Consider the following 25,105-nt stretch of genomic DNA (forward strand, 5'->3'; position numbering starts at 1 on the left):
TTTGCTCCGCTTGGTCGCCGGCCCAAGCTCAAGTAATATCCCGCTACGCCGGCGCAAGCCGGCCCCGAACCTGGAGGAAACATGAAGCAAAACAATCTGTTGCGCGTCGCGCGTAGGTCCATGCTCGTCGCTGCCGCAGCGGCATCCCTGCTTGGCGTCACGAGCGCGCAGGCTGCTGGGATCCCGAACAAAACCCTCGTTTACTGCTCGGAAGGCAGTCCCGCGGGTTTCGATCCGGCCCAATACACGACGGGCGTCGACTTCACGGCCAACACGTTCACCGTCTATAACCGCCTCGTCGAGTTCGAGCGCGGCGGCACCAAGGTCGAGCCCGGCCTCGCGGAGAAGTGGGACGTGTCGCCCGATGGCAAGACCTACACGTTCCATCTGCGTCATGGCGTGAAGTTCCAGACCACCTCGTTCTTCAAGCCGACGCGCGAATTCAACGCGGACGACGTGGTCTTCTCGTTCCAGCGCATGCTCGACCCGAACCAGCCGTTCCGCAAGGCGTATCCGGTGCAGTTCCCGTACTTCACCGACATGGGCCTCGACAAGCTGATCACGAGCGTCGAGAAAGTCGACCCGTACACGGTCAAGTTCACGCTGAAGGAAGTCAACGCGCCGTTCATCCAGAATCTGGCGATGGAATACGCGTCGATCCTGTCGGCTGAATATGCGGATCAGCTGCTCAAGGCAGGCAAGGCCGCCGACATCAATCAGTTCCCGGTAGGCACCGGTCCGTTCATCTTCCGCAGCTACACGAAGGACGCGACGATCCGCTTCGACGGCAATCCCGACTACTGGAAGCCGGGCGCGGTGAAGATCTCGAAGCTGATCTTCTCGATCACGCCGGATGCCGGCGTGCGCGTGCAGAAGATCAAGCGCGACGAATGCCAGGTGATGAGCTATCCGCGCCCGGCCGACATTGCGCCGCTGAAGGCCGAGCCGAACATCGACATGCCGTCGCAACCGGGCTTCAACCTCGGCTATCTCGCGTACAACGTGACGCACAAGCCGGTCGACAAGCTCGAAGTGCGTCAGGCACTCGACATGGCGATCAACAAGAAGGCGATCATCGACTCGGTCTACCAGGGCGCGGGCCAGCTCGCGACCAACCCGATGCCGCCGACGCAATGGTCGTTCGTCAAGAACCTGCCGGCCGCCTCGTACGATCCGGCCAAGGCGAAGGATCTGCTCGCGAAGGCGGGCTACCCGAACGGTTTCGACCTCACGCTGTGGGCAATGCCGGTGCAGCGCGCGTACAACCCGAACGCGCGTCTGATGGCGGAAATGATCCAGGCGGACTGGGCGAAGATCGGCGTGAAGGCGAAGATCGTCACGTACGAATGGGGTGAGTACATCAAGCGCGCGCACGCGGGCGAAGACGACACGATGCTGATCGGCTGGACCGGCGACAACGGCGATCCGGACAACTGGCTCGGCACGCTGCTCGGCTGCGAGGCGATCAACGGCAACAACTTCTCGAAGTGGTGCTACAAGCCGTTCGACGATCTGATCCAGAAGGGCCGCACGACTTCGGACGTGGCGACGCGCACGAAGATCTACGGCGACGCGCAGCATATTTTCGCGCAGCAACTGCCGTTCTCGCCGATCGCGCACTCGACCGTCTATCAGCCGGTCAGCAAGAAGGTGGTCGACATGCGCATCGAACCGCTCGGCTACGCGCGCTTCGACGGCGTCAGCATCAAGTAATCCGTAAAGTTCGCACAGTACGCCGCAATACAATACGCCGCAACACAGTACACTTTTCGCACGGTTAGAAAACTGGTCGAAATGGTCCGGCGACCGGGGTCACGAGCCCTCGTCGCCGGTTGCGTTTTTTCATCACCAGTACCATGGGAGCGAACCATGTTCCGCTTCGTTTTGCGCCGCATCGGCATGGTGATACCGACGTTCATCGGCATCACGATCCTCGCGTTCGCGCTGATTCACCTGATCCCGGGCGACCCCATCGAAGTGATGATGGGCGAGCGCGGCGTCGATCCGGCCATGCATGCGGCCGCGATGCACCGCCTCGGGCTCGACGAGCCCTTGCCAATGCAGTACTTCCACTACATCGTGCGCGCCGTGCACGGCAACCTCGGCACGTCGATCATCACCAACACGAGCGTGATGGGCGAATTCCTCGCGCGCTTTCCCGCCACCGTCGAACTGTCGCTCTGCGCGATGCTGTTCGCGCTGATCGTCGGCCTGCCGGCGGGCGTGTTCGCGGCGCTGAGGCGCGGCACGGTGGTCGACCACGGCGTGATGGGCACCGCCCTGACCGGCTACTCGATGCCGATCTTCTGGTGGGGCTTGATCCTCATCATGGTGTTCTCGGTCAAACTCGGCTTGACGCCGGTGTCGGGCCGCATCGCGGTCGAATACGACATTCCGCACGTGACCGGCTTCATGCTGATCGACTCGCTGATGTCCACCGACGAAGGCGCGTTCAAATCCGCACTCAGTCACCTGATCCTGCCCGCGATCGTGCTCGGCACGATTCCGCTCGCGGTCGTCGCGCGCATGACGCGCTCGTCGATGCTCGAAGTGCTGCGCGAGGACTACATCCGCACCGCGCGCGCGAAGGGTCTGTCGCCGGCACGCGTGATCGTCGTGCATGCGCTGCGCAATGCGCTGATTCCTGTCGTCACCGTGATCGGCCTGCAGGTCGGCACACTGCTTGCGGGCGCGGTGCTGACCGAAACGCTGTTTTCATGGCCGGGCATCGGCAAGTGGCTGATCGACGCGATCGGCCGGCGCGATTATCCGGTCGTGCAGGGCGGTATCCTGTTGATCGCCACGCTGGTGATCGTCGTGAACCTCGTCGTCGATCTGCTGTACGGCGTGCTCAACCCGCGCATTCGCCATACGAGGTAAATCACGATGGCTGACATTCAAAACACCGTCCCCCAAGCGGTCACCCCGCCGAGCGGCCGCGGCATCGCGGCACGCGAATTCTGGGCGAACTTCTCGCGCAACCGAGGCGCGGTCGGCGCGGGCATCATCGTGCTGGTGCTGGTCTTCATCGCGATCTTCGCGCCGCTGATCGCGCCGCACAGCCCGATCGAGCAATACCGCGACTCCGTGAAGATCCCGCCCGCATGGCTCGACGGCGGCAACTGGAAGTTCATTCTCGGCACCGACGAAGCGGGCCGCGACATCCTTTCGCGTCTGATGTACGGGGCGCGGCTGTCGTTCTGGATCGGCTTCGTCTCGGTGGTCCTCGCGCTGATTCCGGGCGTCGTGCTCGGCCTCGTCGCCGCGTTCTTCGAGAAATGGGCCGACACGCCGATCATGCGCATCATGGACGTGCTGCTCGCGCTGCCGTCGCTGCTGCTCGCGGTCGCGGTGGTCGCGATCATCGGTCCGGGTCTCGTCAACACGATGCTCGCGATCGCGATCGTCGCGCTGCCGGGCTATGTGCGTCTGACGCGCGCGTCCGCCCAGGGCGAGTTGCAGAAGGAGTATGTGACCGCTTCGCGGGTCGCGGGTGCGAGCACGTTGCGGCTGATGTTCTCGCAGGTGCTGCCGAACTGCACCGCGCCGCTGATCGTGCAGGCAACCCTTGGCTTTTCGTCGGCGATTCTCGATGCCGCCGCGCTCGGCTTCCTCGGCCTCGGCGTGCAGCCGCCGTCGGCGGAGTGGGGCGCGATGCTCGCGTCGGCGCGCGATTACATCGACAGCGCATGGTGGATCGTCACGATGCCCGGCCTGTCCATCCTGATCTCGGTGCTTGCGATCAACCTGCTCGGCGACGGGCTGCGCGACGCGCTCGACCCCAAACTGAAACGGATGGCCTGACCATGAGCAATCTACTGACCATCCGCAATCTCGCGGTCAACTTCGGTGGCCTGCCCGCGGTCGACCGCATCAATCTCGACGTCGCGCCCGGAGAAGTGGTGGGCGTGGTCGGCGAATCGGGCTCGGGCAAGAGCGTGACGATGATGGCGCTGATGGGCCTGATCGACGCGCCCGGCAAGGTCTCCGCCGACGAAATCACGTTCGACGGCAAGAACCTGCTGAAGGCCTCCGCGAAGGAACGCCGCAGGATCATCGGCAAGGACATCGCGATGGTGTTCCAGGACGCGCTGACGAGCCTGAACCCGAGCTACACGGTCGGCTATCAGATCAAGGAAGTGCTGAAGCTGCACGAGGGCCTGCGCGGCAGCGCGCTAGACAAACGCGCGCTCGAACTGCTCGACCAGGTCGGCATTCCCGATGCGAAAAACCGCATCGGCTCGTTTCCGCATCAGATGTCGGGCGGCATGAACCAGCGCGTGATGATCGCGATGGCGATCGCCTGCAACCCGAAGCTGCTGATCGCCGATGAGCCGACCACCGCGCTCGACGTGACGATCCAGGCGCAGATCATGGAACTGCTGATGCGCCTGCAGAAGGAACGCGGCATGGCGCTCGTGCTGATTTCGCACGATCTGGCCGTGGTGTCCGAGGTCGCGCAGCGCGTCGCCGTGATGTATGCGGGCGAGGTGATCGAGACGAACAAGGTGCCGGACATCTTCGCCGCGCCTCATCATCCGTACACGGAAGCGCTGTTGGCCGCGATTCCCGAGCACAACGTGGGCGCGGTGCGGCTCGCGGCGCTGCCGGGCATGGTGCCGGGCCGCGACGACCGGCCCAAGGGTTGCCTGTTCGCGCCGCGCTGCAAGTACGTGGTCGACGACTGCATGAAGGCCCGCCCCGCGCTCGCGCCGCTGCCCGCGCACGCCGAGCTCACGCGCGTGCGTTGCATCAAGCCGCTGAACCTCGAGAAGGACGCCAACGTTCACACGCAAGGAGGCGCCCGATGAGCGCAGTACCCGAAACCCGTCGCCAGTCCGATCGTACTGGCGATCACGTGCTCGTCGCCGACCAGCTCGCGCGCTACTACACGGTCAAGCGCGGCATGTTCGCGCACGGCACGGTGAAGGCGCTGAACGGTGTGTCGTTCGCGCTCGAACGCGGCAAGACGCTGGCGGTAGTCGGCGAGTCCGGCTGCGGCAAGTCGACGCTCGCGCGTCAGCTGACGATGATCGAAACGCCGAGCGCGGGCCGCCTGCTGATCGACGGCGAGGACGTGGCCGGCGCGAATCACGAGAAGATCGCGGCGCTCAGGCGCCGCGTGCAGATGGTGTTCCAGAACCCGTTTGCGTCGCTCAATCCGCGCAAGACCGTCGAGCAGACGCTCGGCGAACCGCTCGCGATCAACACGCAGTTGAGCGCGACCGAGCGCGCCGAGCGCATCGCGCAGATGATACGCACGGTCGGCCTGCGGCCCGAGCACGCGAAGCGCTATCCGCACATGTTCTCCGGCGGCCAGCGTCAGCGTGTGGCGATCGCGCGCGCGATGATCCTCGATCCGCAGATCGTGGTCGCCGACGAACCGGTCTCGGCGCTCGACGTCTCGATCCAGGCGCAGATCCTGAACCTGTTCATGGATCTGCAGGACGAGTTCAAGACGAGCTACGTGTTCATCTCGCACAACCTGTCGGTGGTCGAGCATATCGCCGACGACGTGATGGTCATGTACTTCGGCGGCGTCGCTGAACTCGGCGACAAGCAGCGCATCTTCTCGAAGCCGCGCCATCCGTACACGCGCGCGCTGATGTCGGCGACCCCGTCGATCTTCGAGGCCGACCGCACGATCAAGATCAAGCTGCAAGGCGAAATGCCGTCGCCGCTGAATCCGCCGTCGGGCTGCACGTTCCATCAGCGCTGCCCGTACGTGATCGACCGCTGCCGCAGCGAGGAGCCGAAGCTGCGAGAAGTGGATGGCCGCCTGGTCTCCTGTCACCGCGCTGAAGAGGTGGGGGACGTGGATGCCTGATGTGGTGGCGGCGCGTCGTCTTGCGCGCCGCTTGTGTGAGGGCGGCTGGATAGCCGCCTTCGCGCGGCGCCGCGGGGCGCGTGCGCTGGGAGGCGCCGCGCCCTGCGGCGCATTTGCTGGAAGGTTCGCCGGCAAGTTTTTTCGCACGTTTCTCTGCGCGTTTGTTCATGCGCTCGCGCGCGCCTTTTTCTCCGCATTTCTTCCCGCGTCGCTGTCCGCTTTATTTCGCGTAGGCTGCGCGCTGTCAGTCGGCACGGCCGTACCCTGCATCGCTCACGCGGCCGGCGCGGCGGCCAAGGCGCCAGCCCAGGCGGCCCGTCCTGCCGTCACGGTGCCAAGCCCGCCACCGCCGTCGATTGCGCCGCCCCCGGTCCCCGGCACCACGGCGAGCGGCCCGGTGCGCCAGCAACCGGCGCGCATGCCGTTCTATGTCGCGACGCGCGGCAGTACGACGATCTACGTGCTCGGCACGCTGCACGTCGGCGATCCCGCCGACTATCCGGCGGGGCAGCCGTTCCGCGCGCCGATCCTCGCGGCGCTCGCCGCGTCGCCGACGCTCGCGCTCGAACTGTCGCCCGACGAGCTGCTTGTGTCGCAGGACGACGTGTCGAAGTACGGCGTGTGCAAGCACGACTGCCTGCCGGGTCTGCTGCCCGAGCCGCTGTGGCACAAGCTCGCGTTGCGGCTGCGCGGCAACCCGGCCGCGCTCGATGCGATCAAAAAGATGCGGCCGTGGCTCGCGTCGCTGGTGGTCGAGACCTACGACTCTTTGTCCGCGGGTCTGCAAACGGAATACGGCACCGAAGCGCAATTGCAGAACGTCTATCTGAAGACGCGCGGCAAGATCGTCGGACTCGAAACGCTCGCGCAACAGATGCGCGCGTTCACCGGACTGTCGGCCGCGCAGCAGCGTGAGATGCTCGCGCAGGATCTGGTGCAGACGCCCGCGCAGAACGTCGAGGACGTGCGCACGCTGCACCGGCTGTGGCGGGTCGGCGATGCCGATGCGATCGCCGCGTGGCAGGCTGCCAAATCGGAGAAGCTCGCGCGCGACCCGCGCGTCTCGAATTCGATCGACAACCGGATCGTCTACGAGCGCAATCGCCGCTTCGTCGCGAGGATGCTGCAACTCGCCGCGCCGAACAAGCCGCTGTTCGTCGCGATCGGCGCGCTGCATCTGGGTGGACCGAAGGGCGTGCTGCAGCTATTGCGGCAGCACGGCTTCGTGGTCGAGGCGGGTTGATCGGCGCGAGACCGTTTGCGTCTGCTCACGTCCCGGTTGTCAAAACGACGAGCTTGTCAGCCGCCCTACAAAAACATCAAGAAATTCAACAGAAAGATATTGATCGCCAGCAGCGTCAACGCCGTCGGAATCTGCGCCTTGATCACCGCATTCTTGTCGGGTAATTCGAGCAGCGCAGCCGGCACCATGTTGAAGTTCGCAGCCATCGGCGTCATCAGCGTGCCGCAGTAGCCGGAGAACATGCCGATCGCGGCCATCACGGCCGGGTTGCCGTGGAACACGCCGACGAGGATCGGCACGCCGACGCCGCCCGTCATCACCGGAAACGCGGCGAAGCCGTTGCCCATCACCATCGTGAACAGCGCCATGCCGATGCAGTACACGGCCACCGCGACGAAGCGGTACTCGAGGTTGATATACGACGTGGTCACGTGCGCGACCGCCTTGCCGACGCCCGCGTCCGAGAACACCAGACCGAGCATGCCGAGCATCTGCGGCAGCACCGCGGCCCACGACAGCGCATCGACGAGGCGGCGCGCTTCCTTCATCGACTGGCCGACCGTGTCGCGCGTGATCACACAGGCGATCGCGAGTGCGATCACGCAGCCGAGACCGAAGCCGATCAGCGTGACGTTGGCCTTCTCGATCAACGGCACACCGCCGAACACGAGATGGCTTGCCGCGAGCGTGATGATCACGGTGACGACCGGAATCGTCAGCGCGGGCACGAACAGCTTGTTGCGCAGCCGCGCGGCGCTCGCCTGACGTGCTTCGAGCGACAGCGTCTTCGGCTTGCCCGCGGTGACGCCGCCGAAGCCCGCGATCAGCGCCATCGCGATCACCGCGACGCCGACCACGGCCGGCGGCAGCCGGTCGCCGATCAGGAAGATCAGCGCGTAAAGAATCCAGAAGCCGCCCGCGGTGAGGCGGCGCGGATGCTCGCGGTCCGTGACGATCATGCCGCCGACGATCAGCAGCACGATACCGAGCAACCAGAACAGATAGGTGATCGTGAAGGTCATGCTTCGTCTCCGGTAGCACGCGTGGCCGACGACGGCGTCGATGCGGCGGTCGCCTTCGCGGTCGACGTGCTGCCCGGCGCCTTGCCGCGCAATTCACGCTCGAGCCGCCGGTCGAGCAGCCAGAGCCGGAAGCCATGCACGATGAACGCGCTGATCGCGGTCGGAATGCCCCACACGGCGACGTGAATCGGCTCGACGACGATGCCCGCTTCCTTCAGGAAAGTCGTCATCAGCACGATCGCGCCGAACGCGACGAAGATGTCCTCGCCGAAAAAGAGGCCGACGTTGTCGGTTGCGGCCGAGAATGCGCGCAGCCGGAAGCGCACCGCGTCGCTGATCTTGCCGAAGCGGTTCTCGGTCGCGCCCTCGGCCATCGGCGCGATCAGCGGACGCACCATCTGCGGATGGCCGCCGAGCCCGGTCAGGCCGACCGCGGCGGTCAGCTCGCGCACGAGCAGATAGACGATCAACAGACGTCCGGCGGTCGCCGCCTTGATGCTGCTGATCCACGCCTGCGCGCGCTCGCGCAGGCCGTGTCGTTCGAGCAGGCCGATCACCGCGAGCGGCAGCAGGATGATCAGAGGGATGTTGCGCGTCTTGATGAAGCCGGTGCCGATCAGCGCGAGGATTTTTTCCGGCGGGAAATGCGCCGCGAAACCGGTGACGATCGCGGCGACGGCCACGATCAGCATCGGATTGAAGCGCAACAGAAAGCCAACGATGATGACGGCCACACCGATGAGCGGCCATAGACTGACAGTTGTCTGCATCAGGATCTCCAGGAGGTCATTCAATTTCGCCGCGGGTAGCGGCCGTTATGAACCGGCGCGTGCGGCTTCATGCGCCGGCTTGCTGCCGCGGCTCTGCGGCCGCGTCGAACTCTCTTTACCTGCCCCGTGAATGCGCGTCGGCATCCGTGGGTTTGCAGCGGGCATCGCGATTGATGCCGCGGCTGGCAATCGCCCCGCATGGGTGCGGGGCGCTGGATCGGTCACGCGCGCCGGATCGGAGCGACGCGCGCAGTGGGTAGGACGGTGAGGCGAACGCTCAAGCGCGCGCGGCGCTCGCCGCATGCACTTCGATGCCTGCGTCGGCGAGCGCGCCGCGAATGCGTCGCGCGAACGCCAGCGCATGCGGGCCGTCGCCGTGCAGGCAGATGGTCTGCGCGTTCAACGGCACCCACTGTCCGTCGACGGCTTTCACGCGTTGCTCGCGGATCATCGCGAGCGTGCGCGCGAGCACTTCGTCCTCGTCGTCGAGCAGTGCGCCCGGCTCCTTGCGCGGCACGAGCGAGCCGTCCGCGCGATAGCCGCGGTCGGCGAACACTTCCTCGATCGCGGTCAGGCCCGCGTTGCGCGCGGCGCTCACGAGCCCGCTGTTGGCGAGCGCGAACACCGCCACGGACGGATCGAAATCATGCACCGCGGAGACGATCGCGTCGGCGATCTTCGCCTCGCGTGCGGCCTGGTTGTACAGTGCGCCGTGCGGCTTCACGTGCGCGATGCGCCCGCCCTCGGCCTGCGCGATCGCCGACAGCGCGCCGAGCTGATACAGCACGCCCGCGTAGATCTCGTCCGCCGGCAGATCCATTTCCTTGCGGCCGAAATTCTCGGGATCGTTGAAGCTCGGATGCGCGCCAATCGACACGCCTTTTTGCACGGCCCAGCGCACGCAGTCGCGCATCGCGTTGGGGCCGCCCGCATGCCAGCCGCATGCGATGTTGGCCGAGCTCACGAGGTCGAGCAGCGCCTCGTCGGAGCCGCAGCCTTCGCCGAGATCGGCGTTCAGATCGATTTCCATGGGGATTCCTTTACTTAGTGTCACGGCGCCGCGGGCGCCGCCTGGCGCGCGCAACGCTCTTCATGCATCGCGATCGCGGCATCGATCTGCCGCAGATACGTGCGTTCTTCCAGCAAAGCCTGGCGCGCTTCGTAGGGCGTCGTCGGGATGAAACGGACAGCACCGTTCAGGCGCACCTGCGCGAGCTTCCACAGATCGGCCTGAATCACCGCGCCGATCTTCGGATAGCCGCCGGTGGTCTGCGCGTCGCTCATCAGCACGATCGGCTGACCGTTTGGGGGCACCTGGATCGTGCCGGGCAGCACCGCGTGCGACAGCAGGTCAGTCTTGTGCGTGCGCTTCAGCTCGGTGCCGGCAAGGCGATAGCCCATGCGGTTGCTGTTCGGCGTCACGAGCCACTCGTCGGACCAGAACGACTGCTGTGCATCCGCGGTGAAGCTGTCGTATTCGGGGCCGCGCAGCACGCGGATCGGTATGGCCCACGGCACGCCCGACGGATGACGACCGCGCCGCAGCGGCTCGTTGACGAGCACGAATTTGCACCAGGCGGGCGCCTTCACGCCGAACTCGGGCGCCTCGGGCGTGAAGCCGAGGTGGCCGCGCTGCTGCGGCGCGCCGACCGGCAGACGGTCGCCGTCGTTGAGCGCGCGGCCGCCGAGTCCGCCGAAATGGCTGGCGAGGTCGGTGCTGCGCGAGCCGAGCATCGGCAGCACGTCGATGCCGCCCGCCACGCAGACATAGCCGCGCATGCCGCGCTTGGCCGCGTGCAGCACGAGCTCCTGGCCAGCCTGCACGGGCAGACTCCAAAATGAATAAACGGGTTTGCCGTCGAGCGTCGCACCGAACTCGGTGCCGGTGATCGCGACCCGCGTCGCGCGCAAAAAGCGCAGCACGGTCGGGCCGAAGGTGATTTCGAGGCCGGCCGCGTCGGGGCGGTTGCCGACCAGCCGGTTGCCGACTTCGAGCGACAGCCGGTCGAGCGCCCCCCCCATCGCGACGCCGAGATGCCGATAGCCGTGGCGGCCGAGGTCCTGGATCGTGGTCTGGAGACCCGCGCGGATCACGTCGATCATGCGTGCATCCCCGCGATCTTGAAGCGCACCCGGTCGCCGGGCTGCAGCAGCGTGGGGGGCCGGCGCGCCGGATCGAACAGCGGCACCTCGGTGCGGCCGATCAGCTGCCAGCCGCCCGGCGACACCGCCGGATAGATGCCAGTCTGCTCGCCGCCGATGCCGACCGAGCCGGCTGGCACCTCGAGCCGCGGCGACGCGCGGCGCGGCGTGTGCAGCGCGGTGTCGAGCCCACCCATATAGGCGAAGCCGGGCTGGAAGCCGAGAAAGAACACCACGTAGGCGCCGCCCGCATGACGTTCGACGACCTCGCGTGCGCTCAAGCCCGTATGTTCGGCGACCGCCTGCAGATCGGGGCCGAATGCGCCGCCGTACTGCACGGCAATTTCGACGTCGCGCCCGGGCGCGACGGCTTTGGCCGCTGCGTTCCAGGCCGTCAGCAACTGCTCGCCGAGCGCGTCGGCGTCGGTCGAGAGCGGGTCGAACACGAGCGTCAGATTGTTCATGCCGGGCACGACTTCGAGCACGTTCGGCCAGTCGCGCGCGGCTTCGGCCGTAGCCCACACGCGCTGCTGGCACTCCAGCGTGGCGGGCGGCGGCGCTTCGCAGACGAGCGCGGCATCGCCGAGGGGAAAAATTCGTGGTTGGCTCATGACTGGGCGGCCCGGATCGAGTCGGAGGATGAGGCGGACAGCCCGGATGCGTTGGCGCATGCCACGCACGGAGTCGGCGACATTTGAAGCCTACATTATCAATAAAATATCGACGATATACCAATAAGCGTATTTGCCAGGCTCGTCGGCGGCGGGGCATCGTCGTACACTTGCGACACTTTTCCAGCCCATTTTCGTCACGGGAACCTCGTATGACGCGTCATCCCACCAAGATCGTTTCGTCGGAACACCTCGTCTCCGAAAGCAGCGCGGAACTCTCGGAACTCGAATACGCGCTGATCATGGCGGGCAATGCGTTCAACCGCTGGATGGTGCGCTGCATGTCGGCGGCCGGCGACAAGGACATGACCGCGATCGAGGTGTCGCTGCTGCACCACGTGAACCATCGCGAGCGCCGCAAGAAGCTCGCGGACATCTGCTTCGTGCTGAACATCGAGGACACGCACGTCGCGACGTACGCGTTGAAAAAGCTCGTAGCTAGAGGGTACGTAAAAAGCGAAAAGACCGGCAAGGAAGTGTTCTTTTCCGCAACCGACGCGGGCCGCGAACTATGCCTGAAGTATCGCGAGGTGCGCGAAAACTGCCTGATCTCGACGCTCAAGGAAAGCGGCCTGACCAACCAGCAGATCGGCGAGGCCGCGCAGTTGATGCGCAATGCGTCGGGCCTGTACGACACGGCGGCGCGCGCGGCGGCTTCGCTGTAACGACGAAACACCGCGCTAGCGCCGGCGCGTCACACGCCGCGCATCGCGCGTTCAGCCCGGCAGCGCCGGATGAAACCCCGCCTCTGTGATTATCAGATCGAGCGCAATGTCATGCGCCTCGCGTTCCAGCGTGTCGGTGTGGCACGCTTCGTACGCGATGCCGACCGTGATCGGCTTGTGCGCCGCCGGCCAGCCGGCCAGCGTGCGGTCGTAATAGCCGCCGCCGTAGCCGAGGCGGTAGCCGTCCGAGTCGAAACCCACGCAGGGCACGAACAGCAGCTCGGGCAGCACCGCGCGCCCCGAGGTGGGCTCGGCAATCTTGTGATGGCCGATTTTCATCGGCGTCGCGGGCGTCCAGGCATGGAATTCGAGCGCCATGCCACGTTCTTTAATGATTGGCAGACTGGCTTCGTGATGCGAGTCCGCGGCAAGCCAGATCGCAATCGCGCCGCGCGCGTCGAACTCGCCGGCAAGGGGCCAGTAGAATCCCGCGCTGCGTACTGCGTAGTGCTTCAACGCGTCGAGCATCCGACGCCCGAGCGCGGCATTCTTCGCCGGCTCGGAAGCCGCTTGCAGACGGCTTTCCAGCAACATCCGGCGCAGCGCCTTTTTCGTTGCCGGGACAGGGTTGCATGCTATGCTTGGGTCCAATTCGCGCTCCAGAAACAACGATGTCAAAACGCCTTTTTCGAGTATATCGCGCGGCCGGTATCGCGCTTGCCGCAGCGGCACTCGTGGCCTGCAGCACTGCTTCGGCCGTCAAGCCCCTTCCAATCTCGCAACTCACGAACGACGACCAGATTTTCGTCCAGCTTCGCGAAGCCTCGCGTACTAACGACGCGGCGCGCGCAGCCCAGCTCGCGAGCATGATCCCGAATTATCCGGCGCCCTCGTATCTGGAGTACTTCCAGATCAAGCCGCAGCTGTTCGATTCGACCGGCCATGCGCGCATCGATGCGCCGGACGCGCCCGTGCTCGCGTTCCTGCAGAAGTACGACGGCCAGGCGATCGCCGATCGCATGCGCAACGACTATCTGACGGTGCTCGGCACGCGTCACGACTGGCGCAACTTCGACCAGCAGTACGCGAAGTTCGTGCTCGATGACGACACTCAGGTCAAGTGCTACGCGCTCGAATCGCGCGCGTCGCGCGGCGAGAACGTCGCGGACGCGGCGCGCGCGCTGCTCGTCGAGCCGAAGTGGTACGGCGACGGCTGCGTCGATCTGATCACGGTGCTCGGCGTGAACCACCAGTTCAGCGCCGACGACATCTGGGCGCAAATTCGTCTCGCGTACGAGCAGAACTACACGAGCACCGGCAGCAAGCTCGTCGACGCGCTCGGCGACCAGCCGCCCGACCCGGTGCTGTTCAGCCAGGCGACCAATACGCCGCCGCTATTGCTCGCGCGCGGCGTCGGACCGGATGCGCAATCGCATCAGCTGGCGCTGCTCGCCATCACGCGCATGGCGCGCAACGATCCGGCCATGGCCGCGGCCACGTTCGCGTCGGTCGCGCCGTCGCTGAATTCGCCGGAACGCGCGATCGGCTGGGGCACGATCGGCTATCAGGGCGCGCTCAAGCAGATGCCTGGCGCGGTCGACTGGTTCCGGCTGTCGGCCAACGCGCCGCTGTCGAATCCCGCGTATGAATGGCGCACACGCAGCGCGCTGCTCGCTGGCGACTGGAACATGGTGCGCTGGTCGATCGAGCAGATGCCCGAGTCGCTGCGCAAGCAACCGTCGTGGGTGTACTGGCACGCGCGCGCGCTGAAGCAGGCAGGCGACACGGCCACGGCCAGTCAGGAATTCCAGTCGATCGCGTCGAACTTCAACTTCTACGGCCAGCTCGCGCTCGAAGAGCTCGGCCAGAAGATCACCGTGCCGCCAAAAACCACCGTGACCGACGCCGAAGTGCAGCAAGCCGGCACCACGCCGGGCTTCGATCTCGCGCAGCGCTTCTATGCGCTGAATCTGCGGCTCGAAGGCAATCGCGAGTGGAACTGGCCGTTACGCAACATGTCCGACCGGCAACTGCTCGCCGCCGCCGAGTACGCGCGCCGCATCGAGCTGTACGACCGCACCGTCAACACCGCGGACCGCACGAAGAGCGAGCACGATTTTTCGCTGCGCTATCTATCGCCGTTCCGCAACATCGTCGAGCAGGACGCGCAGTCGAGCGGGCTCGACGTCGAGTGGGCGTACGGGCTGATTCGCCAGGAGTCGCGCTTCATCATCAACGCGCGCTCTGACGTCGGTGCGGGCGGACTGATGCAGCTGATGCCCGCAACCGCGCAACTGGTCGCGAAGAAGATCGGTCTGGGACCGATGTCGCGCGAGCAGATGAACGACATCAACACCAACATCCTGCTCGGCACGAACTACCTGGCGATGATCTACAATCAGTTCGACGGGTCCGCCGTGCTGGCCACCGCTGGCTACAACGCAGGTCCGGGCCGTCCGCGCAACTGGCGGCAGTCGCTGCAGCGCCCGGTCGAAGGCGCGGTCTTCGCCGAGGCGATTCCGTTTCAGGAAACTCGCGACTACGTGAAAAATGTGTTGTCCAACACGGTCTACTACGCGGCATTGTTCGAAGGCCGTCCGCAATCGCTGAAGGCGCGCCTGGGTTACATCGCACCGTAAGCGCCTTGGCGCCGCAATCTCGCTTCGAGGTTGCGGCGCGCTTCGCCAGCCGTTGCCGCGGCTTCCATCAGGGAGTCGAAAATGCGACATCAAGCCATCGCGGTCATCGGCGGTTCAGGGTTTATCGGCAGCTACCTCGTCAACGCGCTCGTCGAGATGGGCAAGGATGTGCGCGTCGCCACACGGCGACGCTACAACGCGCGCCATCTGACCATGCTGCCGATCGACGTGCTCGAAACCGACGTGTTCGATCCGGTGCAACTCGCGCGCTTCGTCGAGGGCGCGGATTGCGTAATCAATCTCGTCGGTATCCTGAACGGCAAACGCGGCAAGCCCTATGGGCGGGAGTTCGCGCATGCGCACGTCGAGCTGCCGACGCGCATCGTCGCCGCGTGCGAAGGCAAGGGCGTGCATCGGCTGATTCATCTGAGCGCGCTAGGCGCCAATCCGAACGGCCCGAGCATGTATTCGCGCTCGAAGGCCGACGGCGAGAAAGCCGTGCATGCGGCCAACGTCGCGTGGACGATCTTCCGGCCGTCGGTCGTGTTCGGACCCGAGGACGCGTTTCTGAACAAGTTCGCGTTCCTGCAGCGCGTGTTTCCGGCTATTCCGCTCGCGATGCCGGACGCGCAGTTCCAACCGGTCTATGTCGGCGACGTCGCGAAGGCGATCGTCAACGTGCTCGATCTCGATGGCGCGAGCGGCCGCACCTACGAGCTTGGCGGCCCGACTGTCTACACGCTCGAAGATCTGGTTTCGTACTGCGGCGACGTGATCGGCAAGCATGCGCGCATCATCCGTCTGCCCGAGCCGCTCGCGCGCCTGCAGGCATTGAGCTTCGAAATGGCGCCGGGCGAACCGGTGATTTCGCGCGACAATCTCGATTCGATGAAGGTCGCCAACATTCTGAGCGGGCCGCTCGCGCCCGAGCTCGGACTCGAACCGGTCAGCATCGAGGCGATCGTGCCGACGTACCTGACCGGTGCTGCCTCGGGTTCGCGACTCGACACGTTCCGCGCCAACGCCGGACGCTGAAGCCTATTTCCCTCTACCCGATAACCAGTATGAAACTGCTGATTGGTGACAAGAATTATTCGTCGTGGTCGATGCGTCCGTGGCTGCTGCTCACGCACTTCGGCATTCCGTTCGACGAGGAACTGATCCTGCTGTACGAAGCGGACACGAATGCGAAGATCCGCGCTCAGGCGCCGCGCGGACCGGGCAAGGTGCCATGCCTGATCGACGACGCCGGGCAGGCCGTGTGGGATTCGCTGGCGATCGCCGAAACGCTCGCCGAGCGCTTCCCGCAACACGCGCTGTGGCCGCGAGACGCGGCGGCGCGCGCGCATGCGCGCAGCGTCAGCGCTGAGATGCATTCGGGGTTCGGCGAGTTGCGCTCGAAGATGTGGATGAACATCCGTGCGTCGTTCCCGGGCAAGAACGCGACGCCGGGCGCGCTCGCCGATATCGCGCGGATCGAGACGATCTGGCGCGACTGCCTCGAGACCTACGGCGGCCCGTTCCTGTTCGGCGAATTCGGCATTGCCGACGCGATGTTCGCGCCGGTCGCGATGCGCTTCAACACGTGGAAGCCGGCGTTGTCGGAGACCGCAGCTGCCTATGTCGAGCGGCTCACCGAGCTGCCCGCGGTCAATGCATGGATCGACGCCTCGCGCTGCGAAACGCACGCGATCGCCTATCAAGACGAATGCCCATGAATATCTATGCAGTAGGTGGCGCGGTCCGCGACGAGCTGCTCGGCGTGCCGGTGCAGGACCGCGACTACGTGGTGGTGGGAGCGACACCCGAGCAGATGGTCGCGCAGGGCTATCGGCCGGTGGGCAAGGACTTTCCGGTATTCCTGCATCCGCAGACGCAGGAGGAGTACGCGCTCGCGCGCACCGAGCGCAAGACGGCGGCCGGCTATCACGGCTTCCAGTTTTTCTATGCGCCCGACGTGACGCTCGAAGAAGACCTCGCGCGCCGCGATCTGACGATCAACGCGATGGCGCGCGAGGTGCGCCCGGACGGCGAGCTGACCGGCCCGGTCATCGATCCGTTCAACGGCCAGGCTGACTTGCAGGCGCGGCTTTTTCGCCATGTCAGCGCCGCGTTCCTCGAAGACCCGGTGCGGATTCTGCGCATCGCGCGTTTCGCGGCGCGTTTCGTCGATTTCACGGTCGCGCCGGAAACGCTGGCGCTGATGCGCGAGATGGTCGCCGACGGCGAGGCCGATGCGCTGGTGGCCGAGCGCGTGTGGCAGGAGGTGTCGCGCGGGTTGATGGAGAAGAAGCCGTCGCGGATGTTCGGCGTGCTGCGCGACTGCGGCGCGCTCGCGCGGATTCTGCCGGAGATCGACGCGCTGTTCGGCGTGCCGCAGCGCGCCGACTATCACCCCGAGGTCGATACCGGTGTCCACGTGATGATGGTGCTAGACCATGCCGCGCAGCAGGGCTACACGCTGCCGGTGCGCTTCGCGGCGCTGACGCACGACCTCGGCAAGGCGACCACGCCCGAGGACCTGCTGCCACGGCACATCGGCCACGAGGGCCGCAGCGTCGATCTGCTGAAGCCGCTGTGCGAGCGGCTGCGCGTGCCGAACGAGTGCCGCGATCTGGCGGTGTTGGTCGCGCGCGAGCACGGCAATATCCATCGCGTGATGGAGATGGGGGCGGCAGCTCTGGTGCGCCTGCTCGAGCGCAGCGACGCGATCAGGAAGCCGGCGCGCTTCGCCGAGGCGCTGCAGGCCTGCGAGTCGGATGCACGCGGGCGGCTCGGCCTCGAGATGAGCGAGTACCCGCAGGCCGAGCGGCTGAGGCTTGCACTGGTGGCCGCGCGAGGCGTGGATGCAGGGGCAGTGGCGCAGCGGCTCGCCGATGCGCCGGCCGGCATCAAGGACGCCGTGCATGAGGAGCGCGTGCGTGCGGTAGAGGCTGCGCTGGCTTGAAGTCGCGCGGGCGTAAAGTAGCGCGCGACGGCGCCTACAACACCCGCGCCAACAGCGACAACAGCATCGACAGCACCAGCGTCGACATGAACGGAAACGGATACTCGCGGCCGAACAGCCGCAAGGTCACGTCGCCGGGCATCCGGCCGATGCCGAGCTTCCTCAGCCACGGCCAGCACGACGACAGCACCGCGACGGCAACGAAGGTAGTCAAAAGCCAGCGAATCATCGCGAGTCCTCGAGCCAGAGCGGATTCACAATCACAGCGTATGCGAACGATCGCCGCCCGAAAAGGCGCGCAGCGTATCGTCGAGTCCGCGCGAAAACGCGATCACCTTGAAGAGCTCGCCCATCTCCGCCTCGGACAGCAGCTTCTGTACCGCGTTGGCGGCGGGAAGAAAGCGCGCGGCGTCGGCGGGATCGATTTCGCCGAGCACCTCGGTGACGCCTGCGTTCAGCAGGAAGCGCGCTTGCGACGTGAAACCGAGCAGGTCCGCGCCGGTCTCGACGCCCGCCTCGGCGATGCCGGTGAATTCGACGTGCGCGGTGATGTCCTGCAGACCGGGGTACAGGAACGGGTCGCCGTGCGCTCGGTGCCGGTAGTGGCACATCAGCGTGCCCTGCGCGCGCTGGTCGTGGTAGTACTCGTGGCGCGGAAAACCGTAGTCGATCAGCAAGATCGCGCCGCGCGCGAGCATTGTGCAGATGGTGCGCGTGAAGGCGCGCGCGGCTTCGTGCGTTTCTGTCACGTAGTCGTCGCCGGCCGGTTCGCGGGTCGCATCGATTTCGGTCAGCAGCGCGAGGTCCGCAGCGGCCGCGACGGGGCGGTCGTCGAACGCCAAGGCGCCGTCGCGCCACACCACGCCGCGCTCGCGCCAGACACCGCTGTTTTGCGCGAAGAGCCGCACCGGCATCGCATCGAGCACCTCGTTGCCGATCACCACGCCTTCGAAGCGCTGCGGCAACGCGTCGAGCCAGCGCACTTTCGCGAGCAGCGCGGGCGCGGCCGCCGCGATCGTTTCGCGCTGCCGCTCGCGCAGCTCACCCGATAGATCGATGATCGAATAGCTGTCGAACTCGGCGCCGAGCGTGTCGAGCGCATTGAGCAAGCCCGCGGCGAGCTTGCCGGTGCCGGCGCCGAACTCCATCACATCGCGCGTGCCACTCGCCTCCAACGCTTCGGCGAGCGGTCGCGCGAGCGTCGCGGCGAACAGCGGCGACAACTCCGGCGCGGTGACGAAGTCGCTGCCATCGTCGGCGCGCAGGCCGAATTTACGCGCACCGCCGCTGTAGTAGCCGAGTCCCGGCGCGTACAACGCGCGCTCCATGTAGCGGTCGAACGGCAGCCAGCCGCCGGCCGCGTCGAGCTGCGCGCGGATCTCGGCGACGAGCGCGTCGGACTGCGCGAGCGCGCTCGGGCCGGGAGCAGGTAAACTGTCGGGTTGGTGAGCTTTGGGATTCATCCCCGCATTGTAAATGACCGCTTCTCCGGACATCGCTGCCCGCGCGGCTGAACTGCCGCCCGAAAAGCCCCGCGTCGCGCTGATTACGGGCGCCTCGCGCCGCATCGGGCGCGCGCTCGCACTCGGCTTCGCCGCGCGCGGCTGGGACGTGGCCGTGCACTACGGTGCCTCGCGTGAGGACGCCGACGAAGTGGTCGCGCAGATCGTCGCGCTGGGCCGCCGCGCGGTCGCGCTGCACGCCGAGCTCGGCGACGAGGCGCAGGTCGCCCGGCTGCTGCCCGACTGTGCCGCTGCGCTCGGGCGGCCGTCGTGCATCGTCAATAACGCGTCGCGCTTCGAGGAAGACACGGCGCGCGACGTCGGCTACGAGCTGCTGATGAAGCTGACCGCGATGAACGTCGGCGCGCCGCTCGTGCTCGCGCGCATGCTTTACGAAGCGACGCCCGATGCGGCGTTGCGCGACGAAAGCCAGCGCGGCGTCGTCATCAATGTGCTGGATCAGAAGCTGTACAACATGAACCCGGACTATCTGTCGTACACGCTGTCGAAGGCGGCGCTGCAGACCGCGACGGTCGCGCTCGCTCAGGCGCTCGCGCCGAAGCTCCGGGTGGTCGGGCTCGCGCCCGGGCTGACCATGCAATCGGGCGACCAGACCCAGCACGGGTTCGAGGCCGCTCACCGTATGACGCCTCTTGGCCGTGCGTCGCGGCCCGAGGATATCGTCGCCGCCGCGCTGTATCTCGCGGATGCAGCCGGCGTTACCGGAACGACGCTGGTGGTCGACGGCGGGCAGCATCTCGTGCCGCTGCCGCGCGACGTGATGTTTTTGACGGGCGCCTGACACGCGCGCGTGGCCGGCCTTCGAGGCGGTCATCGCGTGTGGCGAAGCGTCCCTTTGCGTGCCCCGCGCGCTTTTTTGGACTGGAACGAACATGTTTGCCGCTCTTTCGCACCCCCGGCTCGCCGATTGCCGGCGGCTTTTTCTGCGCAACTACGAAGTGCACATCAATATCGGCGTGCACGACTTCGAAAAGCGCGGCGAGCAGCGCGTCGTGATCAACGTCGAACTGTTCGTGCCGCTCACGATGTCCACGCCGGTGCACGACAAGCTCACCGAAGTCGTCGACTACGACTTCATGCGCTCGACGATCGCCAGACGCGTCTCGCAAGGCCATATTCATCTGCAGGAAACGCTGTGCGACGACCTCGTGCGCGCGATGCTCGAACATCCGCAGGTGCGCGGCGCGCGCGTGTCGACCGAAAAGCCGGACGTGTATCCGGACTGCGATGCGGTCGGCGTCGAAGTCTTCCGCATCAAGGAGGACTGAGCGATGAACGCACCGGAAATGCTGAACGCAGGCAACCAAGCCGCCGAGGCCACCGCGGCACCGAGCGCCGCCCGCGCCTCGAAATCGCCGCTCACGCGCCGCGAGCAGAAGGAAGCGTACGAGAACAACAAGCTCTTCAAGCGTCTCGCGCGCCAGGTCGGCCAGGCGATCGGCGACTACAACATGATCGAGGACGGCGACAAGGTGATGGTGTGCCTGTCGGGCGGCAAGGACAGTTACGCGATGCTCGAGATCCTGATGCGGCTGCGCGAGCGCGCGCCGATCAATTTCGACATCGTCGCGGTAAACCTCGACCAGAAGCAGCCGGGCTTCCCCGAGCACGTGCTGCCCGAGTATCTGACCCAGCTCGACATCCCGTTTCACATCGAGAATCAGGACACCTACAGCATCGTCAAGCGGCTCGTGCCGGAGGGCAAGACCACCTGTTCGCTGTGCTCGCGGCTGCGGCGCGGCATCCTGTATCGCGTCGCCGGCGAGCTCGGCGCGACCAAGATCGCGCTCGGCCATCATCGCGACGACATCCTGCAGACGCTGCTGCTGAACCTGTTCTACGGCGGCAAGCTGAAGGGCATGCCGCCCAAGCTGCAATCGGACGACGGCAAGAACATCGTGATCCGGCCGCTCGCCTACGTGAAGGAAACCGATCTGGAGAAGTACGCCGAGCTGCGTGAATTCCCGATCATTCCGTGCAATCTGTGCGGTAGCCAACCAAACCTTAAGCGCGCGGAAATGAAGGCGCTGGTCCGCGACTGGGAAAAGCGTTTCCCGGGCCGCATCGAGAACATGTTCAATGCGTTGTCGAACGTGGTGCCGTCGCATCTGATGGATCACCAACTGTTTCCGTTCGCGGGGCTGCGCGCGACCGGCGAAGCCGACCCGCAAGGTGACATCGCGTTCGACGAAGAACCATGCTCGAGCGGCGACGAAGGCGCGCCGCTCACCAGTGCGAAGACCATTTCGCTGGTCCAGTTCGACGACCTGTAACGAGCGAAAAGTGCCTGTTCCGGCGGCATTCCGGCGCTTTTCCGCTGGCTTGCAAGCCCTGCCGAGGCCGCGTCTGCGGCCTTTTTTGCAGGTGCAGCATGATAGAATCGTCCGCTCCAAACTCGTCTATTTGCCGACACCATGAACATCGTCATTTTGGCGGCAGGTACCGGCAAGCGCATGCGGTCCGCGCTTCCCAAGGTGCTCCATCCTCTGGCCGGCCGGCCGCTCCTCGCTCATGTCATCGACACCGCCCGCGCGCTGAAGCCCGCGCGCCTGATCGTCGTGATCGGCCACGGCGCCGAAGCCGTGCGCGAAGCCGTCGCGGCGCCCGATATCCAGTTCGCGGTGCAGGAGCAACAGCTCGGAACCGGCCACGCGGTGCAGCAGGCGCTGCCGCTGCTCGATCCTTCGTTGCCCACGCTGGTGCTTTATGGCGACGTGCCGCTCACGCGTGCGCAAACGCTGCGCGCACTGACCGGGCGTGCCGGCCAGGACGGCTACGGCGTGCTCACCGTCGCGCTCGACGACCCGACCGGTTACGGCCGCATCGTGCGCGATCTGCACGGCAACGTGCAACGCATCGTCGAGCAGAAGGACGCGAGTCCTGAGCAGCTGAAGATCGCCGAAATCAACACCGGCATCATCGTCGCGCCGACCGCGCGCCTTGCCGGCTGGCTCGCGGCGCTCAGAAACGACAACGCGCAAGGCGAGTTCTATCTGACCGACGCGGTCGAAATGGCGATCGAAGCCGGCCTCGAAGTCGTCACCACGCAGCCCGACGACGAGTGGGAAACGCTCGGTGTCAACAGCAAGCAGCAGCTCGCCGAGCTCGAGCGGATTCATCAGCGCAATGTCGCCGACGCACTCCTGGTCGCGGGCGTGACGCTCGCCGACCCGGCGCGCGTCGACGTGCGCGGCACGCTCGAATGCGGCCGCGACGTGTCGATCGACGTCAACTGCGTGTTCGAAGGCCGTGTGACGCTGGCCGACAACGTCAGCATCGGGCCGAACTGCGTGATTCGCAACGCGAGTATCGGCGCCGGTACGCGCGTCGATGCGTTCACGCACATCGAAGGCGCGGAAGTCGGCGCGAAGGCCGTTGTCGGTCCGTATGCGCGCTTGCGCACAGGCGCGGCGCTGCAAGACGAGTCTCATGTAGGGAACTTCGTCGAGATCAAGAACGCGGTGCTCGGTCATGGCTCGAAGGCCAACCACCTCACCTACATCGGCGATGCGGATGTCGGCGCGCGCGTGAATATCGGCGCGGGCACGATCACCTGCAACTACGACGGCGCCAACAAATTCCGCACCGTGATCGAGGACGACGTGTTCGTCGGCTCGGACACGCAACTGGTCGCACCGGTGCGCGTGCAGCGCGGCGCGACGATCGCGGCCGGCACCACAGTGTGGAAGGACGTCGCCGCCGACGTGCTGGTGTTGAACGATAAAACCCAGACGAGCAAGACGGGCTACGTGCGCCCTGTCAAAAAGAAAAGCTGATCGATACGGCGTGCCCACGAGGCGCGCTCACTGAATCCGGCACTGAAAAGGAATACACCATGTGCGGCATTGTCGGCGCGGTTGCGCAACGTAATATCGTTCCCGTCCTGATCGAAGGACTGCGGCGCCTCGAATATCGCGGCTACGATTCGTGCGGCGTCGCCGTGCTCGGGGTTCGCGGGCCGAGCCGCGCGCGCAGCGTCGCGCGCGTGGCCGACCTCGAAGGCCAGGTGCGCGACGGTCACCTCGAAGGCGTGACGGGCATCGCGCATACACGCTGGGCCACGCATGGCGCACCGGTCACCGACAACGCGCACCCGATCTTCTCGCGGGATGCGCTGGCGTTGGTACACAACGGCATCATCGAAAACTACGAGACCTTGCGCGAAATGCTGCGCGGCAAGGGTTACGAGTTCGTCTCGCAGACCGACACCGAGGTTATCGCGCACCTGATCCATAGCCTGTATCGCGGCGACCTCTTCGCTGCGGTGCGCGAGGCGATCGCGCAACTGCACGGCGCGTATGCGATCGCGGTGCTGCACAAGGATCAGCCGCATACGGTGGTCGGCGCGCGCCAGGGCTCGCCGCTCGTGGTCGGGCTCGGCGACGGCGAAAACTTCCTCGCGTCGGACGCGCTCGCGCTCGCAGGCAGCACCGAGCGCTTCATCTTCCTCGAGGAAGGCGACGTCTGCGAACTGTCGCTCGATGGCGTGCGCATCGCCGATCGTCAGGGCGAGGCCGCGCAACGCGAGGTGCGCCAGGTCGCGGCCTATGGCGGCGCGGTCGAACTCGGCCCGTATCGCCACTTCATGCAGAAGGAAATCTTCGAGCAGCCGCGCGCGATCACCGACACGATTCCTCAGGCCGACGCGTTCGATGCGTCGATCTTCGGCGAAGGCGCGCGCCAGGTGTTCGCGGACATCGACAGCCTGCTGATTCTCGCGTGCGGCACCAGCTATTACTCGGGGCTCACCGCCAAGTACTGGCTCGAATCGCTCGCGAAGATTCCGACTCAGGTCGAGATCGCGAGCGAGTATCGCTATCGCGAGTCGGTGCCGAATCCGAAGTCGCTGGTGGTGGTGATTTCGCAGTCGGGCGAAACCGCCGACACGCTCGCGGCGCTCAAGCATGCGCAGGGGCTCGGCCACAAGCACACGCTCGCGATCTGCAACGTCGGCACGAGCGCGATGGTGCGGCAGACCGAGTTGTCGTTCCTCACGCACGCGGGCCGCGAGATCGGCGTCGCGTCGACCAAGGCATTCACGACGCAGCTGGTTGCGCTGTTCACGCTGGCGGCAACGCTCGCGAAGCTGCGCGGACGTTTGAACGACGAGCAGGAAGCGAGTTATCTGAAGCAGTTGCGCCACCTGCCGGCCGCGCTCAACAGCGTGCTCGCGCTGGAGCCGCAGATCATCGCGTGGTCGGAGGAGTTTTCGCGCAAGGAACATGCGTTGTTCCTCGGACGCGGCATGCACTATCCGATCGCGCTCGAAGGCGCGCTGAAGCTCAAGGAGATTTCGTATATCCACGCCGAGGCGTATCCGGCTGGCGAGCTGAAGCACGGGCCGCTGGCGCTCGTGACCGAAGCGATGCCGGTGGTGACGGTCGCGCCGAACGACACGCTGCTCGAAAAGCTGAAGTCGAACATCCAGGAAGTGCGCGCGCGCGGCGGCGAGCTTTATGTGTTCGCCGATGCCGATACGAAGATCGTCAACGGCGAAGGGCTGCATGTGATCCGGATGCCAGAGCACTATGGCTTGCTGTCGCCGATCCTGCACGTCGTGCCGCTACAGTTGCTCGCGTATCACACCGCTTGTGCGCGTGGCACGGATGTGGATAAGCCGCGGAACCTGGCGAAGTCGGTGACGGTGGAGTGACGA

The 25,105-nt window shown here is 65.8% G+C and carries 24 protein-coding genes; 16 read left to right on the forward strand and 8 right to left on the reverse strand.

The genetic code is table 11. From position 1 onward, the window contains the following. Window positions 1-81 precede the first annotated feature (81 nt). The 6 genes from HDG39_RS23235 to HDG39_RS23260 all read left to right on the forward strand — a co-directional run bounded on the left by HDG39_RS23235 (window position 82) and on the right by HDG39_RS23260 (window position 7,070). Window positions 82-1,713, forward strand: coding sequence for an ABC transporter substrate-binding protein (locus tag HDG39_RS23235; RefSeq protein ID WP_184008977.1), 1,632 nt, complete (start codon window positions 82-84; stop codon window positions 1,711-1,713). A gap of 156 nt (window positions 1,714-1,869) precedes the next feature. Further along, window positions 1,870-2,880: an ABC transporter permease subunit gene (locus HDG39_RS23240; protein ID WP_184008979.1), complete on the forward strand. Its 1,011-nt coding sequence runs from the start codon at window positions 1,870-1,872 to the stop codon at window positions 2,878-2,880. Between the two features lie 6 nt (window positions 2,881-2,886). Continuing rightward, complete coding sequence (locus HDG39_RS23245) at window positions 2,887-3,804, forward strand: ABC transporter permease subunit (protein WP_090802566.1); 918 nt, start codon at window positions 2,887-2,889, stop codon at window positions 3,802-3,804. Between the two features lie 2 nt (window positions 3,805-3,806). Further along, window positions 3,807-4,811, forward strand: a complete 1,005-nt coding sequence (locus HDG39_RS23250; protein WP_184008981.1) for an ABC transporter ATP-binding protein — start codon at window positions 3,807-3,809, stop codon at window positions 4,809-4,811. After that, entirely contained in the window at window positions 4,808-5,827 is a 1,020-nt protein-coding gene (locus HDG39_RS23255) for a peptide ABC transporter ATP-binding protein (RefSeq protein WP_184008983.1), read from the forward strand. The genes HDG39_RS23250 and HDG39_RS23255 overlap by 4 nt, the downstream gene beginning before the upstream one ends. Further along, a complete protein-coding gene (locus tag HDG39_RS23260; RefSeq protein ID WP_184009089.1) occupies window positions 5,820-7,070 on the forward strand; it encodes a TraB/GumN family protein in 1,251 nt (416 codons plus the stop codon). Before HDG39_RS23255 ends, HDG39_RS23260 begins: the two co-directional genes overlap by 8 nt. 65 nt (window positions 7,071-7,135) lie before the next feature. Here HDG39_RS23260 and HDG39_RS23265 read toward each other — a convergent pair whose 3' ends face one another. The 5 genes from HDG39_RS23265 to pxpB form a co-directional block, all read right to left on the reverse strand. Next, a complete protein-coding gene (locus tag HDG39_RS23265) occupies window positions 7,136-8,092 on the reverse strand; it encodes a DUF979 domain-containing protein (protein WP_184008985.1) in 957 nt (318 codons plus the stop codon). Further along, window positions 8,089-8,862 carry a DUF969 domain-containing protein gene (locus HDG39_RS23270; protein WP_184008987.1) on the reverse strand — a complete coding sequence of 258 codons (774 nt, stop codon included), beginning with the start codon at window positions 8,860-8,862 and terminating at the stop codon, window positions 8,089-8,091. The genes HDG39_RS23265 and HDG39_RS23270 overlap by 4 nt, the downstream gene beginning before the upstream one ends. A gap of 277 nt (window positions 8,863-9,139) precedes the next feature. Beyond that, window positions 9,140-9,892 (reverse strand): 5-oxoprolinase subunit PxpA, encoded by a 753-nt coding sequence (gene pxpA, locus HDG39_RS23275; protein WP_184008989.1) that lies wholly within the window; start codon window positions 9,890-9,892, stop codon window positions 9,140-9,142. A gap of 20 nt (window positions 9,893-9,912) precedes the next feature. Further along, a complete protein-coding gene (locus tag HDG39_RS23280) occupies window positions 9,913-10,965 on the reverse strand; it encodes a 5-oxoprolinase subunit C family protein (protein WP_184008991.1) in 1,053 nt (350 codons plus the stop codon). Further along, the gene (gene pxpB / locus HDG39_RS23285; protein WP_184009000.1) at window positions 10,962-11,615 is read right to left on the reverse strand and encodes a 5-oxoprolinase subunit PxpB; all 654 of its coding nucleotides are present in this window, start codon (window positions 11,613-11,615) and stop codon (window positions 10,962-10,964) included. The genes HDG39_RS23280 and pxpB overlap by 4 nt, the downstream gene beginning before the upstream one ends. 212 nt (window positions 11,616-11,827) lie before the next feature. Here pxpB and HDG39_RS23290 point away from each other — a divergent pair, with 212 nt between their 5' ends. Continuing rightward, window positions 11,828-12,340 carry a winged helix DNA-binding protein gene (locus tag HDG39_RS23290; protein ID WP_184009002.1) on the forward strand — a complete coding sequence of 171 codons (513 nt, stop codon included), beginning with the start codon at window positions 11,828-11,830 and terminating at the stop codon, window positions 12,338-12,340. A gap of 51 nt (window positions 12,341-12,391) precedes the next feature. Here the strand turns inward: HDG39_RS23290 and HDG39_RS23295 are convergent, their stop codons facing one another. Further along, window positions 12,392-12,934 (reverse strand): 5-formyltetrahydrofolate cyclo-ligase, encoded by a 543-nt coding sequence (locus HDG39_RS23295; protein WP_260328199.1) that lies wholly within the window; start codon window positions 12,932-12,934, stop codon window positions 12,392-12,394. 77 nt (window positions 12,935-13,011) lie between these two features. Between HDG39_RS23295 and HDG39_RS23300 the strand changes: the two genes are divergently transcribed. From HDG39_RS23300 to HDG39_RS23315, 4 genes are all read left to right on the forward strand, one after another. After that, window positions 13,012-14,979: a lytic transglycosylase domain-containing protein gene (locus HDG39_RS23300; RefSeq protein ID WP_184009006.1), complete on the forward strand. Its 1,968-nt coding sequence runs from the start codon at window positions 13,012-13,014 to the stop codon at window positions 14,977-14,979. Window positions 14,980-15,060: 81 nt separating this feature from the next. Beyond that, window positions 15,061-16,014 carry a complex I NDUFA9 subunit family protein gene (locus HDG39_RS23305; RefSeq protein ID WP_184009007.1) on the forward strand — a complete coding sequence of 318 codons (954 nt, stop codon included), beginning with the start codon at window positions 15,061-15,063 and terminating at the stop codon, window positions 16,012-16,014. A 29-nt stretch (window positions 16,015-16,043) separates the two neighbouring features. Further along, complete coding sequence (locus tag HDG39_RS23310; protein WP_184009009.1) at window positions 16,044-16,697, forward strand: glutathione S-transferase family protein; 654 nt, start codon at window positions 16,044-16,046, stop codon at window positions 16,695-16,697. Next, window positions 16,694-17,926, forward strand: coding sequence for a multifunctional CCA addition/repair protein (locus HDG39_RS23315; RefSeq protein ID WP_184009012.1), 1,233 nt, complete (start codon window positions 16,694-16,696; stop codon window positions 17,924-17,926). Before HDG39_RS23310 ends, HDG39_RS23315 begins: the two co-directional genes overlap by 4 nt. 34 nt (window positions 17,927-17,960) lie before the next feature. On the opposite strand, the gene HDG39_RS23320 is transcribed toward HDG39_RS23315, so the two are convergent. Together HDG39_RS23320 and HDG39_RS23325 are read right to left on the reverse strand one after the other, a co-directional pair. Further along, window positions 17,961-18,155, reverse strand: coding sequence for a DUF2905 domain-containing protein (locus HDG39_RS23320; protein ID WP_018418711.1), 195 nt, complete (start codon window positions 18,153-18,155; stop codon window positions 17,961-17,963). Between the two features lie 31 nt (window positions 18,156-18,186). Next, complete coding sequence (locus HDG39_RS23325; RefSeq protein ID WP_184009013.1) at window positions 18,187-19,389, reverse strand: class I SAM-dependent methyltransferase; 1,203 nt, start codon at window positions 19,387-19,389, stop codon at window positions 18,187-18,189. 13 nt (window positions 19,390-19,402) lie between these two features. Between HDG39_RS23325 and HDG39_RS23330 the strand changes: the two genes are divergently transcribed. From HDG39_RS23330 to glmS, 5 genes are all read left to right on the forward strand, one after another. Then, entirely contained in the window at window positions 19,403-20,230 is an 828-nt protein-coding gene (locus HDG39_RS23330; RefSeq protein ID WP_184009015.1) for an SDR family oxidoreductase, read from the forward strand. Between the two features lie 91 nt (window positions 20,231-20,321). Next, window positions 20,322-20,717 (forward strand): dihydroneopterin aldolase, encoded by a 396-nt coding sequence (locus tag HDG39_RS23335; protein ID WP_018418708.1) that lies wholly within the window; start codon window positions 20,322-20,324, stop codon window positions 20,715-20,717. 3 nt (window positions 20,718-20,720) lie between these two features. Further along, window positions 20,721-21,722: a tRNA 2-thiocytidine(32) synthetase TtcA gene (ttcA, locus tag HDG39_RS23340; protein ID WP_018418707.1), complete on the forward strand. Its 1,002-nt coding sequence runs from the start codon at window positions 20,721-20,723 to the stop codon at window positions 21,720-21,722. A gap of 141 nt (window positions 21,723-21,863) precedes the next feature. Then, a complete protein-coding gene (gene glmU / locus HDG39_RS23345; RefSeq protein WP_184009017.1) occupies window positions 21,864-23,225 on the forward strand; it encodes a bifunctional UDP-N-acetylglucosamine diphosphorylase/glucosamine-1-phosphate N-acetyltransferase GlmU in 1,362 nt (453 codons plus the stop codon). Window positions 23,226-23,284: 59 nt separating this feature from the next. Next, window positions 23,285-25,102 carry a glutamine--fructose-6-phosphate transaminase (isomerizing) gene (glmS, locus tag HDG39_RS23350; RefSeq protein WP_184009019.1) on the forward strand — a complete coding sequence of 606 codons (1,818 nt, stop codon included), beginning with the start codon at window positions 23,285-23,287 and terminating at the stop codon, window positions 25,100-25,102. Window positions 25,103-25,105: the final 3 nt, after the last annotated feature.

The organism is Paraburkholderia lebeckiae, assembly GCF_014201005.1.
In the GTDB taxonomy this organism is placed as follows: domain Bacteria; phylum Pseudomonadota; class Gammaproteobacteria; order Burkholderiales; family Burkholderiaceae; genus Paraburkholderia; species Paraburkholderia tuberum.